The organism is Pseudobutyrivibrio sp. AR14 (genome assembly GCF_900101325.1).
Lineage (GTDB): Bacteria > Bacillota > Clostridia > Lachnospirales > Lachnospiraceae > Pseudobutyrivibrio.
Map to the genome: position 1 here is coordinate 14,682 of NZ_FMUY01000018.1, position 16,771 is coordinate 31,452.

A 16,771-nucleotide genomic window follows, 5' to 3' on the forward strand; every position below is an offset into this window, starting at 1 on the left:
TGTAATAATCCATAAAAACCTTATAAATTCGGGACTTTTTGGGCATAACGTGTTGACAGACAAAATTAAAAGAATTATAAAGGATATTGTAGTTACTAAGGGCGAAGTCCCTAACTATAAATTAAAATTCTCGAGGAGGAATAGTAATGAACAAGACAGAATTAGTAGCAGCTATCGCTAGCAAGGCTAACATCTCTAAGAAGGACGCAGAGGCTTCTGTAAAGGCTTTCACAGAGGTTGTTGCTGAAGAGCTTAAGAAGGGGGAAAAGATTCAGCTTGTAGGCTTCGGTACATTCGAGGTTTCTAAGAGAGCAGCTCGTACAGGTAGAAATCCACAGACAGGTGCTGAGATGAAGATTCCTGCATCTAAGGCTCCTAAGTTTAAGGCTGGTAAGGCACTTAAGGATTCTATCAACTAATTATTAGAATCGCCTGGGGTTCGGACAATCCGAGCCCCTTTATTTTATTCTGATGATTACGCCAGTTACGTTCACAAGTGTCTGAAGTAACTGCGCTGGTTACATTCACAAGCCTTATATCTCTACGCTCATCAAACACGATTCGCTTTAGAGATATAAGAGCTTGAGAATTACCAGCTAAATTATAGAAATAACGGGGACTATGGATGCCAGCTGTATATAGCTAGAGTAAGGGGCTCAGGCTGGACAACCGATTCTAAAATGTAGTTGATAGGCCGCTATTTTGAGGATGGATTATGAGACTAGACAAGTATTTAAAAGTAAGTAGACTTATAAAGAGACGTACTGTTGCCAATGAGGCATGTGATAGTGGCAGAGTACAAATTAATGGAAAAATTGCGAAAGCTTCCACTGATGTTAAAATTGGTGATATAATAGAGATAGCATTTGGTAACAAGAATGTGAAAGTTGAGGTCTTAGATATTCAAGACACAACAAAAAAAGATGCGGCAGCGGATCTTTTTAAATACCTATAGACTATAGAATATGGTACTATATTCTAAATGTATATAAGGGGAGTAATATGGCAAGAAACACTAGAGGACGAGCTGTAAGGCGCAGAGCTCGAAGACGAAAGAAAACCTCCACAGGTAGAATATACGTAGCAATAGTAATGCTCTTCATGATTGCTGTTATGGCAATCCAGGTTATTAGACTCTACGATAAGAATCAGGAGCTTAAGAAAGAAGAGGCTACATTGCAAGAACAGGTAGACGCTGCTAACGAAAAGAGTGAGCAGTTAAAAGAGGAGGCAGAGTTCGCAGAAACAGACGAATACACGGAGCGAGAAGCTGCAGATAAGCTTGGACTTACTTATGAAAATTGGATTATTTTTAGACAAGAAGATTAGAGATTTTATCGTTAAATATAAAATGTTAGAAAGAGGCGACGGAGTGGTAATAGGCCTTTCAGGCGGTCCCGACTCGGTGTGCCTTTTTTTTGTTCTTTTAGAATTAAAAGAAGAATATGATTTAACCCTTAAGGTGCTTCATGTAAATCACTGTATTAGAGGCATAGAGGCTGATAGAGATCAGGAGTTTGTTAGGAATCTTTGCCTTACCCATGGAGTTGATTTGGAGGAGCATGTGGTTGATATTCCAGCCTTAGTTGAAAAGACAGGACGTTCAACTGAGGAAGAGGCTAGAATAGCCAGATATGAGCTGTTTGAAAGGGCGGCAGAGAATCTTACAAATGAAACAGGAAGGCCTGCTAAAATTGCAATAGCCCATAATGCAGATGATAATGCAGAGACTGTGCTTTTCCATATGGCTAGAGGGACAGGTCTTGATGGAATGTGTGGCATTGCACCAGTCAGGGACAATATAATAAGACCTCTTTTGGAGGTGCCCAAATCAGAGATTCTTCAGGTTTTAAAAGACAATAATATAGACTACTGCATTGATGCCACCAACAATCAGGTGGACTATGATAGAAATAGAATCAGACATAATATTATGCCTGAATTTGCCCAGATTAATGATAGGGCCCTTGAGCATATTTCAGAGATGACACAGAGGCTTACAGAGGTTGCTGATTATATCAATCTGGAGGCGCGAGGACTTTTGCAGATTGCCAAGGAAGAAAATGGACATTTGCGAAAGAGGGCAATAGCTACGGCACCGTCAGTTATTTCAAGCCAGGCAATAAAGCTTTACCTTAGTTCGTTTATGCCGTACCAAAAGGATGTGTCAGCTGTTCATGTGGATAAGATTTTGGAGTTATTAAACGAAGATGGAGAGCGACAGGTTCAACTTCCATACAAGAAGACTCTCATTATTTCCTACGAGGAGATGTATGTGTTAGAAGAGGACGAGACTAAAGTTGAACCAGTTTTTAATTATCGGGAATTTGATTATGAACAAGGGATGAATTACCCTACAGACCGCTATACTAAATGGTTTGATTGTGATAAAATATCGGGTAATGTTGTAATAAGAAAAAGGGCTGAGGGAGATTATCTTACCATTGATTCTGAGGGTAATCACAAGCTTCTGCAGGATTACTTTATAGATGAGAAGATTCCACGACATTTACGTGATGAAGTGCCACTTGTATGTGATGACAGTCATGTGATGTGGGTGGTTGGATATCGCATCAGCGAGCATTACAAGATTTCTAAAAATACTACTCGAGTATTAGAGATAAGTTACACGGAGGAATAGGAAAATGAGTGAGAACATACGAGTTCTGTTGCCAGAGGAAGAGCTTGCAGCACGTATAGCTGAGCTTGGAGATCAGATTAGCAAAGATTATGAAGGCGAGAGCGTATTTTTGGTTTGTATTCTTAAGGGAGCTTCATTCTTTGCATGCGAGCTTGCTAAGAGAATTACAGTACCAGTTATTATCGACTTCATGGCTACATCAAGCTACGATGGAGGTACAGTATCTTCTGGAGTCGTTAAGATCAAAAAGGATTTGGATTTAGATCCAACAGGACAGAACGTTATTATAGTTGAGGACATTATCGACAGTGGAAATACATTGAATTTCTTAGGTCAGCTTTTCAAGGACAGAGGTGCAAAATCAGTCCGTATGGTTACTATGCTTGACAAGCCAGACCGTAGAGAGGTTGATGTGCACGTAGATTATACAGGATTTACTATTCCTGATCAGTTTGTTGTGGGTTATGGATTAGATTATGATCAGAAGTACCGCAATCTTCCATACATTGGAGTTGTGGAGCTAGACTAGGAGGAGATTTTGAGAAAACGTAGAGCGTCGGGGATGCTAATATACGCCCTTTTTGTTGCAGTAGTATTATTCATTTTATATACCAGCATGGGGAAGTCTACAACTGACTATAACATGGCTCAGTTCAAGAAGGCTGTTAAAAATGATAATGTATCTTCTGTTAGTATTTCTCAGAATCAGGAAGTGCCAACAGGTGTTGTTACAATAAATCTTTCAAATGGTGAGCAGGCCACACTTTATGTATCAGATGTCAATGATTTTCAGCGTGAGCTTCAGGAACTAGACGTTGCATATACCCTTAGCGATATTCCGCATGATAGCTGGATATCAGAGTTATTGCCTATGCTCATTGTCCTTGGAGCAGTATTCATCTTATTTATGATAATGATGAATGCTCAGGGGTCAGCTGGCGGCGGTGCCAATGCCAAGATGATGAACTTTGGCAAGAGCAGAGCCAAGATGACCAATAAAGAGGATATTCACACTAGATTTAATGATGTAGCTGGTCTTAAGGAAGAAAAAGAAGAAGTAGAAGAGCTTGTAGATTTCCTTAAGGACCCAAAGAAATATACTGATTTGGGAGCTCGTATTCCAAAGGGCGTTATTCTGGTAGGCCCTCCAGGTACTGGTAAGACACTTCTTGCCAAGGCTATTGCTGGGGAGGCTGGAGTACCATTTTTCTCAATTTCAGGTTCTGATTTTGTAGAGATGTTTGTTGGTGTAGGTGCTTCTAGAGTGAGAGACTTGTTTGAAGAGGCAAAACAAAATGCACCTTGTATTGTCTTTATAGACGAGATTGATGCTGTAGCCAGACGCCGTGGTACTGGTATGGGTGGCGGCCACGATGAGCGTGAGCAGACACTTAATCAGCTTCTTGTAGAGATGGATGGATTTGGTGTCAACGAAGGCATCATTGTAATGGCGGCTACCAACAGAGTTGATATTCTTGATCAGGCTATTATGAGACCTGGCCGTTTCGATAGAAAGGTCTATGTAGGTAGACCAGATGTTAAGGGACGAGAGGAAATCCTCAAAGTTCATGCAGCTAACAAAAAACTTGGCGATGATGTAGATTTGCATCAGATAGCTCAGACTACTGTTGGATTTACTGGAGCTGATTTGGAGAACCTCCTTAATGAGGCGGCTATTCTTGCAGCAGGTGACAACAGACCATTTATAAAGCATGATGACATTAAAAAGTCATTTGTTAAGGTAGGTATCGGTAAGGAGAAAAAGAGCCGAGTTGTTTCAGAAAAAGAAAAGAAGATTACCGCTTATCATGAGGCAGGACATGCTATTTTATTCCATGTGCTTCCAGATGTAGGACCTGTTTATTCTGTTTCTATTATTCCAACAGGTGCTAGTGCAGCTGGTTACACAATGCCTATCAACGAAAATGATGAGATGTTTAACACTAAGGGTAAGATGACTCAGGATATCATCGTATCCTTAGGTGGTAGAGTTGCTGAGGAGCTTATTTTTGATGATGTGACAACAGGTGCATCTAACGATATTAAGCAGGCTACTAACTTAGCTAGAAATATGGTTACAAAATATGGATTCTCTAAGAATATAGGTATGATTCATTATGGGGATGATGAAGAGGAAGTATTCATTGGTAGAGATTTAGCTCATGCTAAGAACTTCTCAGATTCTACAGCAAAGCTCATCGATGAAGAAGTTAAGAAGATCATTGATGAATGTTATGAAAAAGCTGTGAAAATTTTGAGAGATAACGAGCAGATACTTCATAAATGTGCTAATCTATTGTTAGAGAAAGAAAAGATCGGACGCGCAGAGTTCGAAGAATTATTTGGTGTTACAACTCAGTCAGACGATGAAAATGAGTTTGATGGAGTCGCTGTAGAGGGGATTGATTGGGGGAACTAGTGCAATATGCACAAAAAATATTCAGGATGTTTGTTATGTTTGTGCACACTTAGGTGTTGCTACCCCATATAATAAACATCGTAAAAACCCCCCAATACATTATATAATTTTTACTAACCCCATAGTAAAAATACCTTCTCCTAAAAAGACAGCGATCGTTGCTGTCTTTTTTACTATCTAAAAATATTCTTCTAGCTCACGTCTTGTTTAAGGGGAGACTTCATGAATATCCAGGCGATTTACTCCGACGGAACAGCTGAATATAGAACTCCAATGGAACCTGAAGAAAACGAATTAGTTACTATCAGGCTTAGAGCTTATCACCAGGAAGACATCCAGGTGTTTTTGGTGTCTGGAGCCAAGGAGAATATCCAGATGAAACTGGAGCGCACCAGAGGCGAGTTTGATTTTTATGCCTGTGATGTCCAGCTGGGCACAGAAGAGTTTAGATATCATTTTGAAATTGTAGGCGACTACGGTGGAATCTATTACTATGACAGGGTTGGATTGTGGAGAGATTATCGTGAGCATTATGAATTTTCAATAATGCCAGGTTTTTCCACACCAAGCTGGTCAAAGGGTGCAGTTATGTACCAGATTCTTGTAGATAGATTTTGCAATGGGGATACTTCTAATGATGTTAAGAGCAATGAGTATTTTTATGTAGGAGCCCCAGTGCAGCAGGTTAAGGATTGGAGTGCCATGCCTGCTAATTTGGATATAGGACGTTTTTATGGTGGTGACCTAGAGGGTGTACGACAGAAGTTCCATTATTTAAAGAGCCTTGGAGTAGAGGTTATTTATTTTAACCCATTATTTGTCTCACCATCTAATCATAAATATGATACTTCGGATTATGATTACATAGACCCTCATTTTACAGTAATAAAAAATGATGGTGGCGAATGTCTCAAGCAGGGCGATTTCAATAATGCCCATGCTACAAAATATAAGATGAGAGTTACCAACAAGGAGAATCTGGAGGCTAGCAATAAGTTTTTTGCTGATTTTGTAGAAGAGGCTCATTCCAAAGGAATTAGAGTAATCATAGATGGAGTTTTTAACCACTGTGGTTCATTTAACAAGTGGCTTAATAGAGAAAAGATTTATTCGAAAACAGAGGGATATCCGGCTGGTGCGTACGAGGTAAAAGATAGTCCCTATAATAGCTTTTTCAAGTTCAACGAGGATAAATGGCCAGATAATAAAAGCTATGATGGCTGGTGGAGTCATGACACCCTTCCAAAGCTTAATTACGAGGAATCGCCAAAGCTATATGAATACATTATGAATATAGGCAAAAAATGGGTAAGTCCTCCTTATAATGTAGACGGATGGCGTCTTGATGTAGCGGCGGATTTAGGTCATTCAGAAGAATTCAATCATAAGTTTTGGAGGGACTTCAGAGAGGCTGTTAAGGAGGCCAATCCAAATGCAGTGATTCTAGCAGAGCACTATGGCAATCCTAGCGCTTGGCTGGATGGTACTCAGTGGGATACCATCATGAACTATGATGCCTTTATGGAGCCGCTTACATATTTCCTCACCGGCATGGAAAAGCATTCAGATGAATTTCAACAGTCGGCTTTGGGGGATGGTGATAGATTTAAAAATACTATGCTTCACTTTATGGCTCGTCTAAAGACTCCGTCTTTATATTGTGCCATGAATCAGCTATCTAACCACGACCACTCGAGATTTTTAACTAGAACCAATCACAAGGTAGGTAGAATTGCCACCATGGGAACTCAGGCTGCAAATGAAGGCGTTAGCATCCCTGTATTAAAATTAGCTGAGATGGTTCAGTTTACATGGCCAGGAGCGCCAACCCTTTATTATGGCGACGAAGCAGGTGTTTGTGGATTTACAGACCCGGATTGTCGACGAACATTTCCATGGGGAAATTGCAATTATGACTTGATAGATTACACCAGAGATATTATTATGGTACACAAGCTTAGTCGTGCTATAAAAGAAGGATCATTTAGATTCTTAAATTGCGGGCAGGGATATATCAGTTACGCAAGATTTACAGCTGACGAGCAGATTATTGTGGTTATAAACGCGAACTCTAATAATATTGATGTTGATATTCCAGTTTGGATAGCAGGCACGCCGCTTAATTGCAATCTGGAGAGATTAATTATGAGCAACGAGGTTGGATATTCTATCATGCCGACCGATATAAAAGTTGAAGGTGGTAACCTTCATGTCAGTCTCACACCGCAGACTGGCATAGTGTACAAAAGGAAATAACAATTTTTGTTTCCAAAGCTTTATCAATATATTGTATAATATGTTTATGGTTTGGGTTGAATGCCACAATACCTAGTTATTTAAGTTCTACGGGAGAGTTATTATGGCAAAGGATCTCACATGTCAAAATGAAGTCGACATGCAGGCACTTGAGGACCGACATAAAGAGTTAGAGAAAGCATGGAACGATTTACTAAAAGAAAAAAGAGAATTTGAAGCAAGGATTCACACCTTGGAGCAGCAGGAAAAGCAGTTTGAGTTGAAATGGGATATGCTCATTCGTGAGACTCAAAAGCTTGCTGATGACAAGAAGCAGTTCGAGCGCAAGAAGAAATTCTTCGAGCATGTACAGGTGAATTCTGAGGATTCGTACAGCCAGACGGACAATATTGTTCACGGAGAGATGTTCTTCTCTGGCGTATCTACACAAAAGGCGCTGAAAAAGCGCTATAAGGAGCTCATCAAAATCTATCATCCAGATGGAGAGTCAGGCGATACAGCCACTGTTGCTGAGATTAATCGCGAGTATGAGGACCTTAAGACACAGATGAATTAAACGAGATTAAAAAAGTTGCACCTTTGGGTGCAACTTTTTGCTTATAAAATAAACTGCATATCAGTTGGTAAATCTGCCACAAATGACATAGGACTTCCAGTAATAGGGTGAGTAAATTCTATTTTGTGAGAGTGTAGGGCTTGCCTATTCATATATTCAAAATCTGGATTGTAGAGATGATCTCCAATTAGCGGATGTCCTATATATTTGAAGTGAACACGTATCTGATGGGTGCGGCCAGTTTCTAGATGAATTGAAACAAGGCTGTGCCCATTATTTTCTTTTATAACTTCGTAGTGAGTGACCGCTCGCTCTCCATTTTCAAAATCCACCTGCCTAGTGATTATAGAATCATCTACCCGGCCAATAGGCGCATCAATAGTGCCTGTTTTTTCTGCTAGAGTACCTCTTACTATTGCGTAGTACTCCCGATGAAATTGCCTATTTTTAACCATGGTAGATAAAATGTTGGCGCTCACCAGATGCTTTGCAATAACTGTCAGCCCGGAAGTGTTTTTATCAAGTCTATTGGCGCATCTGAAGATAAAAGGCTTCCCTTGGGACTCATAGTAATATGCCAATCCATTTGCAAGAGAATCCTCGTAATGATTGAGACTAGGATGTATAGGCAGCCCTGCAGGCTTATTTATTACGATTATATCTTCATCCTCATAGACGATATCTAAAGGCATCTTCACAGGAGGGATTTTCTCGGAAGAATTATCCTCGGATATATTTACAGTTAAAACCTCCCCGGCGGAAAGCTTTCTATTCATGTGAACCCACTGCCCATTAATTACCACATTATTTGGCATTTTCTTGATTGCTGTGATATTAGCGCTAGAGTAACCCTGAGATTTCAAATATTTATCTATTGGAAAACTATTGTATTCAGTTGAAATTTCGTATGTAAGAGTTCTGTTCATAAAATGAATGATAATAGGCATTTAAAGACAAGTCAATTGAAAAAGTAGAGAAGGCTGAAAATAGATATTTAAATAATTATGAAGATATGGTAGAATTTTAAAAGTTGGAGTAGTTTATATATTCCTAGTAGGTATTTAGATATTTCTATAATAACAAAAAGAGAAAATTATGCAGAGCTTGTTGATATTTAAGGATAAGATTGAGAAATTATTTGGACTAAAACTTGGCAAATACTCAAATAAACAATAAAAGGAGAAAAGTTATGGAAATTAAAAAAGAAGAGGGACTTGTTGTAGGAAAAGAGAATGAAAAAGGGCAGACGATTAATGAGACGGCTAACGCATCGACAACATCTGGTGCTGCGATATCTGCCAAAAAAGTAATAGCAGGTATTGCTGCTGTAGCTGTGGTGGGTGGAACAGCTACAGGTATCGCTATTCATAATCATAAAAATCAGAATAATAGAAATCAGAGAAGTAATAATACTGTTAATGAAGATAATAGCAAAGTCGAAGAACCAGAAGTAACAATAGAGGCCTGTTCTGTTGCTGTAGATGGAGATTATGTTTATTATCCAGAAAAAGATCATGTATACAAGCTTAATTTAGAGACACAGGAGAGGGAAGAAATTCTTTCTAATGATGAAGCACAGGGGTACCTGGAATTGGCATATGATGGAGAATACTTATATACTGTTGAAAGCTATATGTGGGATCCGGGTCTAGATGAAATGGATGTGATTGAACCAGAAGCGGATAAAAAGGCAATTGATAACTTTTCGCTTTCGTCTGCTCCGGACGCAGGTATAGAAGATTATTATGGTGAGCCGGAGGGTGATGACGGGTATATGTATGACGAGCCAGAAGGCGATGACGGGTATATGTATGACGAGCCAGAAGGCGATGATGGATATATGTCTGATGAGTCAGAAGGTGATGACGGGTATGATGCTGCATGGAGCGAAGAAGAATACCCTTGTAGAATCTACCGTTATGATCTTAAGACTATGGATAAGCAGTTGTTAGGTCGAGGAAGTGAATTAATCATAGAGGATGGAAAGCTTTATTATATTTCACTTGAGGAGGAAACTACTTCAGTTGTTTCTGTCGATTTAAAGACAGGTAAAAAAGAGATTCTCACTGAACTAAAAGATGAAAAAGACCTAGAGTTGCCAGATGAATACATGATAGTATATGAAGAATTATTCTATAAAGATGGTGAAGTATATATTCGCTATGATTATATGGAATCTATTACTATCAACAGTGATATGTCTATAAGTGGCGGCCATGATTGGGGTTATAAAGCTTTTGATATGGATGGAAACGAAGTAAATGTTGAAGATTTCGGCATTACAGTTCTTCCAGTTCAAGAGTACGAGCCAAATGAAATGGCAGCAGAATTTGGAGCACAGCATCTATTTAAGTATGAACAAACCTATGATGGTTGGACATATGTGGACACTGTAGACCATAAATTTATAATTAACAAAGAAGGCGAAAAGATACAGTTGTGTTAAATAATTGTATATATGAAAAAAAAGAGACTAGCGCAGCTGCTAGTCTCTTTTTAGAAGGAGAATTAAAAACTTTATGAAGAAAATGAATTACTTCATAGTTGCAATTACATTTACAACCTTTTTGCTTGGGTCAAATGGGATTACATTGCCCTGAACCTCTACACCGTCAACAGTGAGAGAAGAAACACCCTTTTGAACCTTGTTTGGATTCTTGATTTCAATGTTGTATGTTACACCGCGGTATACACGGGTTACATTGAAATCTCCAAATGCAGCTGGAGTGCATGGATTTACTGAAAGTCCCTCAAGTGTAGGATAAATACCTAAGATGTACTGAGAGATATTTGTAAATGTCCAAGCTGCTGTACCTGTAAGCCAGCTGTTTTTAGCCTCACCGTGGAACTTGGCATCTGCGCCAGCAACCATCTGTGAGTAAACATATGGCTCAGTTCTATGAATCTCAGAAATGTCCTCGATGTATGAAGGGCAAGTCTTCTTATATACTTCAAATGCTCTGTCACCACGACCGATGCATGTCTCAGCAATTGAAATCCATGGATTGTTGTGGCAGAAGATACCAGCATTTTCCTTGTATCCTGGTGGATATGAAGTAATCTCACCAAGCTCAAGGTGATATCTTGTATAAGCAGGCTGAAGAATCATAACACCATACTTTGTATCAAGCTTTGCCTTTACAGAGTTAAGAGCCTTCTCAGCGTTGCCATTATCAACACCTACACCAGCCATTACACACATACCCTGTGGCTCGATGTAAATCTGGCCTTCGTCGCATTCCTTAGAACCAACCTTGTGGCTGTAAGCATCGTATGCACGTACAAACCACTCGCCATCCCAGCCATCCTTTTCGATAGCTGCGATCATCTTATCTACTTCTGCAAGAACACGTGCTTCTTCAGCTGTATCTCCAAGGAGCTTTGCAAGAGCTGCATACTCGCGGCCATATTTTACAAACATACCAGCGATAAATACTGACTCAGCAACTGGACCCTCTGAAGGACCGAAGCACTGGAAGCTTTCGCCTGGATGCTCTGAGAAGCAGTTCAAGTTCAAGCAATCATTCCAATCAGCACGACCGATAAGTGGAAGGTCGTGTGGACCCTTGTGATTAACAATATAATCAAATGATCTCTTCAAATGCTCCATAAGAGTTGTTGCAACTGACATATCGTTGTCGTATGGAACCATTTCCTTAAGGATTGAAGTATCACCTGTTTCGCGAATGTAAGCACTTGTTCCAGCAATGAGCCAAAGTGGATCATCATTGAAACCAGAACCGATATCAGAGTTACCCTTCTTTGTAAGTGGCTGATACTGGTGGTATGCAGAACCATCCTGGAACTGAGTTGAAGCAATGTCAATGATTCTCTCGCGAGCTCTATCAGGAATAAGATGAACAAATCCAAGTAAATCCTGGCAAGAATCTCTGAATCCCATACCGCGTCCAATACCTGTCTCATAATAAGAAGCAGAACGTGACATGTTAAATGTAACCATACACTGATACTGATTCCAAATGTTGACCATGCGGTTTACATGCTCATCAGAAGACTTAATGTGGAATTTGCTGAGAAGGTTATCCCAATATTTGCATAACTCATCAAATGCTTTGTCGAAATCTTCTGTTGTCTGGTATTTAGCAAGAAGAGCATTAGCTTTCTTCTTATTAATAACACCAGGCTTTTCCCATTTATCATCTTCAGCATTCTCGATATAGCCAAGAGCGAATACGAATGTCTTGCTCTCGCCAGCTTCAAGAGAAACATTGAGCTGATGTGAAGCGATTGGGTACCAACCAGAAGCAATAGTGTTATGAAGCTTTCCTTCGATAACAGCTGCTGGCTTATCAGGACCGTTGTATGCACCTCTGAATTCATCACGGCTTGTTTCGAAACCATTAATTTTTGCATTTACAGAGTAAACAGCATAGTGATTACGACGCTCTCTGTATTCTGTTTTATGATAGATAGTAGAATCTACAACCTCTACCTCACCGATTGAAAGGTTACGCTGATAATTCTTCATATCATCATCAGCATTCCAAAGACACCATTCTACATAAGAGAAGAGCTGAATGTCTTTTTTTGCATTGCCCTTATTTGTAAGAGTTACTTTTGTAAGCTCTACTGGATTATCTGCTGGTACAAATGTAACTAAAGCAGCTTCTATATTATTTTTAACACCAGTGAACTTTGAATAACCTATACCGTGACGGCACTCATAAGAATCAAGCTCAGTTTTTGTTGGCTGCCAACCTGGATTCCAGATTGTATCACCATCTTTAATATAGAAGTACTTTCCGTTTGTATCAGGAGTTGTATCGTTGTAACGATATCTTGTCATACGAAGAAGCTTTGCATCCTTGTAGAATGTGTAACCTCCACATGTATTAGAAAGTAAAGTAAAGAAATCATTGCATCCAAGATAATTAATCCAAGGCAATGGAGTCTTTGGGGTAGTGATGACATATTCTTTATCATCGAAGTATCCGAATTTCATACGTTCCTCCCATTTGCTTAAATTAGAAATAAAACTACATTTTAGAAAACGATTAAGTGGCTAAAGTAGTGATATTTCAAGAAAATCGCCTCCAAGCAGCCGTAAACGTTTAAGTTAAAAGGCATACTTATCTGCATTAAGAATACCATATCGGGGCCAGAAAACAATCATAACTTTGTATTTTTGTGGATAATGTACTAAAATACTAGTTGAAAATAATACGAAAGCCACAAAGTTTCGAAAAGGGCTTGTACAATCACGAAAACAGGGCTATATTTAACTTAACGAAAACGATTAAGCAAAAAGCGTGGCAAAAGTAGGGAGAAAACAGACGATGGTTTCATTAAAAGACATTGCCGCACGATGTGGAGTTTCGATAGCTACAGTCAGCAAGGCGCTGAATGATCATAGCGATATCGGACAGGAGACAAAAGAAAGAATTCGCCAGACAGCAAAGGAAATGGGTTATGTTCCTAATGCTGCGGCTAAGTCCATGAAAACAAATAGGACACATAATATTGGGGTACTTTTTATGGATGATGCCAGAAGCGGTCTACAGCATGACTTCTTCGCAGGCTTATTGGAGAGCTTCAAAATATCAGTTGAAAAAGAGGGATACGACATTACTTTCATTTCAAATGATAGAAGCAGACCAGGCAGAACATCTTATCTTAATCATGCTAGATACAGAAGATTTGACGGCGTGATTATAGCAAATGTTCATTTTGATGACCCAGAGGTGATAGAGCTGGTCAATAGCGATATCCCAGTGGTCACAATCGATCATATTTATAATGATACGACAGCAATTCTTTCGGATAACGTCGACGGAGTTTCAGTACTAGTCGATTATGCAGTAAAAAATGGGCACAAGAAAATAGCTTTTATCCATGGAGTTGATTCCTCGGTAACCAAATCACGAATGGTTACTTTCAATAAGAAAATGGAGGAATACGGAATAACCATTCCAGATGAGTACATCATGGAATCTCCATATAGAGATATGCATGGTGCCTACGAGACGACATTGAAGCTTTTAGAGCTTCCTGATGTACCGACCTGCATCTTTTATCCTGACGACTACGCATCTTATGGCGGAATCAGAGCAATCAATGAAAAAGGGTACAAAGTACCTGATGACATTTCGGTGGTTGGATATGATGGAATAAGAGTTGCAAGACACATCAGACCAAGGCTTACAACCTACAGACAGAATACTGACGAGTTGGGCGCACTGGCAGCGAGAAATCTTATAGATTTAATCGAGCGACCAAACACAACATTAATTAAGCAAGTGGTTGTAAAGGGAAAGCTCCTTGAGGGAGATACACTTAAAAAACTGAATTAGGCATTTAGTTGAGAAATCAACTTATATAAATGCAGTAACAAAACAATGTGGTGCTAAAGAATAATTATAGGGAAGAGATTTAGCATCAAGCAGGCTAGAGGCCTACGATAAAATTTATTTGGGAGGAACACAAATGAAAAAACGTTTAGTAAGTTTGCTTGCAATGGCAACAATGACAGCATCTATGTTTGCTGCATGTGGAACAACTGACATGGGTGGCGAAGCTGCTACAGAGGAGAAAGAGCCAGCAACTGCAGAAGAGATTGATGCAGAGGCAGCAGCTGTTGACCTTGGTGAGGACACAGGTAAGGTTCTTAACATCTATGTATGGAACGAGGAGTTCAAGAGCCGTGTAACAGATCACTATCCAAACTATGAGGAAGTTGATGCTACACATGGTAAGATTGGTGATGTAGATGTTGTATGGCAGATTACAGAGAATGCTGGTAATGCATATCAGGATAACCTTGATGCAGCATTAAAGGGACAGGCAGATGCAGCTGATGATGATAAGGTTGATATCTTCCTTATTGAGGCTGACTACGCTTCTAAGTATTGCGATACAGATTACACAATGCCATTATCTGATCTTGGTATTACATCTTCAGATCTTGCTGATCAGTATGAGTATACACAGACAATCGTTAAGGATAGCTCAGGAAGAATCAAAGGTTCTTCATGGCAGGCAGCTTCAGCTGGTCTCATCTACAACAGAGATATTGCTAAGGAAGTTCTTGGAACAGAGGAGCCAGATGAGGTTCAGGCAGCAGTAGCAGATTGGGATAAGTACAACGAAGCAGCTAAGAAGATGGCAGACGCTGGTTACACAATGTGTTCAGTAATGGATACATATCGTACATATTCTAACAACGTTTCTGGCCAGTGGGTACAGGACGGCAAGGTAGTTGTTGATGACAACATCATGAACTGGGTTGATGATTCAATGGCACTTGTAGAGGACAAGGCTGAGACAACATATGCTCTTTGGGGCGATGACTGGGCAAAGGGTAAGTATCCAGAAGGAAAGCAGTTCTGCTACTTTGGACCAGCTTGGTTCTTCAACTTCTGCTTAGACGTTGATAAGGAAGGCACAGTTGCTAACGATGGTAGATGGGGATTCTGTGAAGGACCACAGTCTTACTATTGGGGTGGTACATGGATCTGTGCAGCAGCAGGAACAGATAACCCTAACCTTGTAAAGGATATCATCCTTACAATGACAACAGATCAGGCAGTACTTAAGGAAATCGCTACAGCAGATCTTGATTGCGTAAACAGCAAGACAGTTCTTGGCGAGCTTGCAAACTCAGATGAAGGTAACATGGATATCCTTGGTGGACAGAATCCATACGCTCAGCTTGCAGCAGGCGCAGAGGGAATCGATCTTTCAAACCTTTCACCATACGATCAGGGATGTAACGAAGAGTTCCAGAACGCTATGAAGAACTACTTCGAAGGAAATGCTACTAAGGAAGAAGCTCTTGATCTCTTCAAGAAGGCTATTTCTGAGAAGTATCCAACACTTACTGTAGAGTAATCAATCAGTAGAATAATTTAGAGGTATAATATGGGGGCGTATGGGTTTTCCTGTGCGCCCTCTATAATGAAAAGAAATATAAAGGGAGCACCTTATGAACAAGAAGAGCAAAGTTGTACGTTACAATAAATGGGGATACATTTTCTTACTACCTTTTATTGCGGTTTTTTTGGTATTCCAATTGATTCCACTAGTAACTACGATTTATAATTCATTTTTCTTGCACATGGAAGATGGATTAACTGTTGTTGGTCCTACATTCATTGGGCTAAAAAACTATTCAACAATTATATCTAATGGCGATTTACCAAAGTATTTCACTAACACAATGATTATGTGGTTCATGGGATTTGTGCCACAGATTCTTTTATCATTACTTTTGGGAGCATGGTTCACAGATCCATCTCTTAAGCTTAAATTTCAGAGATTTTTTAAGACGGTTATTTATTTACCAAACTTAATTATGGCATCTGCATTCGCGATGTTATTTTTTACTTTGTTTTCTGATATGGGGCCAATTAATGATATTTTGAAAAATTTGGGAGTAATTAAGGAATCATATCAGTTTATGAGTCATGTGTGGTCAGTCCGTGGACTTGTTGCTACAATGAACTGTTTGATGTGGTTTGGAAATACGACTATTCTTCTGATGGCAGGTATGTTAGGCATCGATCCAGCTTTATTTGAAGCTGCTCAGGTTGATGGAGCTACTGCTACTCAGATTTTCTATAAGATAACTTTACCTTTACTTAAACCTATTCTTATTTATGTAATGATTACATCTCTTATCGGTGGATTGCAGATGTTTGATGTTCCTCAGATTTTGACAAACAAAACTGGTGATCCAATGCGTACATCGATGACACTTATTATGTATCTGAATAAGAACCTTTCTGTCGGAAGTAGAAACTATGGTTTTGCTGGTGCATTATCAGTATTTATGTTTATTTTGACAGGCATTCTTAGTCTTATTGTATTTAAAGTGACAGGTAAGGATGATAAGGACGGAAGATAATCTTTATCTGAAGATAGTGTTTATAGAGAGGATAAT

14 protein-coding genes are annotated in these 16,771 nt (G+C 39.4%); 12 read left to right on the plus strand and 2 right to left on the minus strand.

Features of this window, described 5'->3' with window-relative positions; all coding sequences use genetic code 11:
* Positions 1–146 precede the first annotated feature (146 nt).
* The 8 genes from BLP50_RS12770 to BLP50_RS12805 all read left to right on the plus strand — a co-directional run bounded on the left by BLP50_RS12770 (position 147) and on the right by BLP50_RS12805 (position 7,872).
* Positions 147–419, plus strand: a complete 273-nt coding sequence (locus BLP50_RS12770) for an HU family DNA-binding protein (protein WP_015548570.1) — start codon at positions 147–149, stop codon at positions 417–419.
* Between the two features lie 296 nt (positions 420–715).
* Complete coding sequence (locus BLP50_RS12775; RefSeq protein WP_090155384.1) at positions 716–955, plus strand: RNA-binding S4 domain-containing protein; 240 nt, start codon at positions 716–718, stop codon at positions 953–955.
* Positions 956–1,002: 47 nt separating this feature from the next.
* Positions 1,003–1,329: a septum formation initiator family protein gene (locus BLP50_RS12780; RefSeq protein WP_090155386.1), complete on the plus strand. Its 327-nt coding sequence runs from the start codon at positions 1,003–1,005 to the stop codon at positions 1,327–1,329.
* Positions 1,295–2,641: a tRNA lysidine(34) synthetase TilS gene (gene tilS / locus BLP50_RS12785; protein ID WP_090155388.1), complete on the plus strand. Its 1,347-nt coding sequence runs from the start codon at positions 1,295–1,297 to the stop codon at positions 2,639–2,641. The genes BLP50_RS12780 and tilS overlap by 35 nt, the downstream gene beginning before the upstream one ends.
* Positions 2,642–2,645: 4 nt before the next feature.
* The gene (gene hpt, locus BLP50_RS12790) at positions 2,646–3,170 is read left to right on the plus strand and encodes a hypoxanthine phosphoribosyltransferase (protein WP_090155389.1); all 525 of its coding nucleotides are present in this window, start codon (positions 2,646–2,648) and stop codon (positions 3,168–3,170) included.
* A 33-nt stretch (positions 3,171–3,203) separates the two neighbouring features.
* Positions 3,204–5,060 carry an ATP-dependent zinc metalloprotease FtsH gene (gene ftsH, locus BLP50_RS12795; RefSeq protein ID WP_090155391.1) on the plus strand — a complete coding sequence of 619 codons (1,857 nt, stop codon included), beginning with the start codon at positions 3,204–3,206 and terminating at the stop codon, positions 5,058–5,060.
* A gap of 222 nt (positions 5,061–5,282) precedes the next feature.
* Positions 5,283–7,316, plus strand: a complete 2,034-nt coding sequence (locus tag BLP50_RS12800) for a glycoside hydrolase family 13 protein (protein WP_090155393.1) — start codon at positions 5,283–5,285, stop codon at positions 7,314–7,316.
* Between the two features lie 103 nt (positions 7,317–7,419).
* Positions 7,420–7,872, plus strand: coding sequence for a J domain-containing protein (locus BLP50_RS12805; protein ID WP_090155396.1), 453 nt, complete (start codon positions 7,420–7,422; stop codon positions 7,870–7,872).
* A gap of 41 nt (positions 7,873–7,913) precedes the next feature.
* On the opposite strand, the gene BLP50_RS12810 is transcribed toward BLP50_RS12805, so the two are convergent.
* Positions 7,914–8,798, minus strand: a complete 885-nt coding sequence (locus BLP50_RS12810; RefSeq protein WP_090155430.1) for an RluA family pseudouridine synthase — start codon at positions 8,796–8,798, stop codon at positions 7,914–7,916.
* Between the two features lie 263 nt (positions 8,799–9,061).
* Here BLP50_RS12810 and BLP50_RS12815 point away from each other — a divergent pair, with 263 nt between their 5' ends.
* Positions 9,062–10,318 (plus strand): hypothetical protein, encoded by a 1,257-nt coding sequence (locus BLP50_RS12815; RefSeq protein WP_090155398.1) that lies wholly within the window; start codon positions 9,062–9,064, stop codon positions 10,316–10,318.
* 87 nt (positions 10,319–10,405) lie between these two features.
* Here BLP50_RS12815 and BLP50_RS12820 read toward each other — a convergent pair whose 3' ends face one another.
* Complete coding sequence (locus BLP50_RS12820; RefSeq protein WP_090155400.1) at positions 10,406–12,835, minus strand: glycoside hydrolase family 94 protein; 2,430 nt, start codon at positions 12,833–12,835, stop codon at positions 10,406–10,408.
* Between the two features lie 334 nt (positions 12,836–13,169).
* On the opposite strand from BLP50_RS12820, the gene BLP50_RS12825 reads away from it, so the two are divergent.
* The 3 genes from BLP50_RS12825 to BLP50_RS12835 all read left to right on the plus strand — a co-directional run bounded on the left by BLP50_RS12825 (position 13,170) and on the right by BLP50_RS12835 (position 16,735).
* Positions 13,170–14,183, plus strand: a complete 1,014-nt coding sequence (locus BLP50_RS12825) for a LacI family DNA-binding transcriptional regulator (protein ID WP_090155403.1) — start codon at positions 13,170–13,172, stop codon at positions 14,181–14,183.
* 133 nt (positions 14,184–14,316) lie between these two features.
* Positions 14,317–15,720, plus strand: coding sequence for a type 2 periplasmic-binding domain-containing protein (locus tag BLP50_RS12830; RefSeq protein WP_090155405.1), 1,404 nt, complete (start codon positions 14,317–14,319; stop codon positions 15,718–15,720).
* 94 nt (positions 15,721–15,814) lie between these two features.
* A complete protein-coding gene (locus BLP50_RS12835) occupies positions 15,815–16,735 on the plus strand; it encodes a carbohydrate ABC transporter permease (protein WP_090155406.1) in 921 nt (306 codons plus the stop codon).
* Positions 16,736–16,771 lie beyond the last annotated feature (36 nt).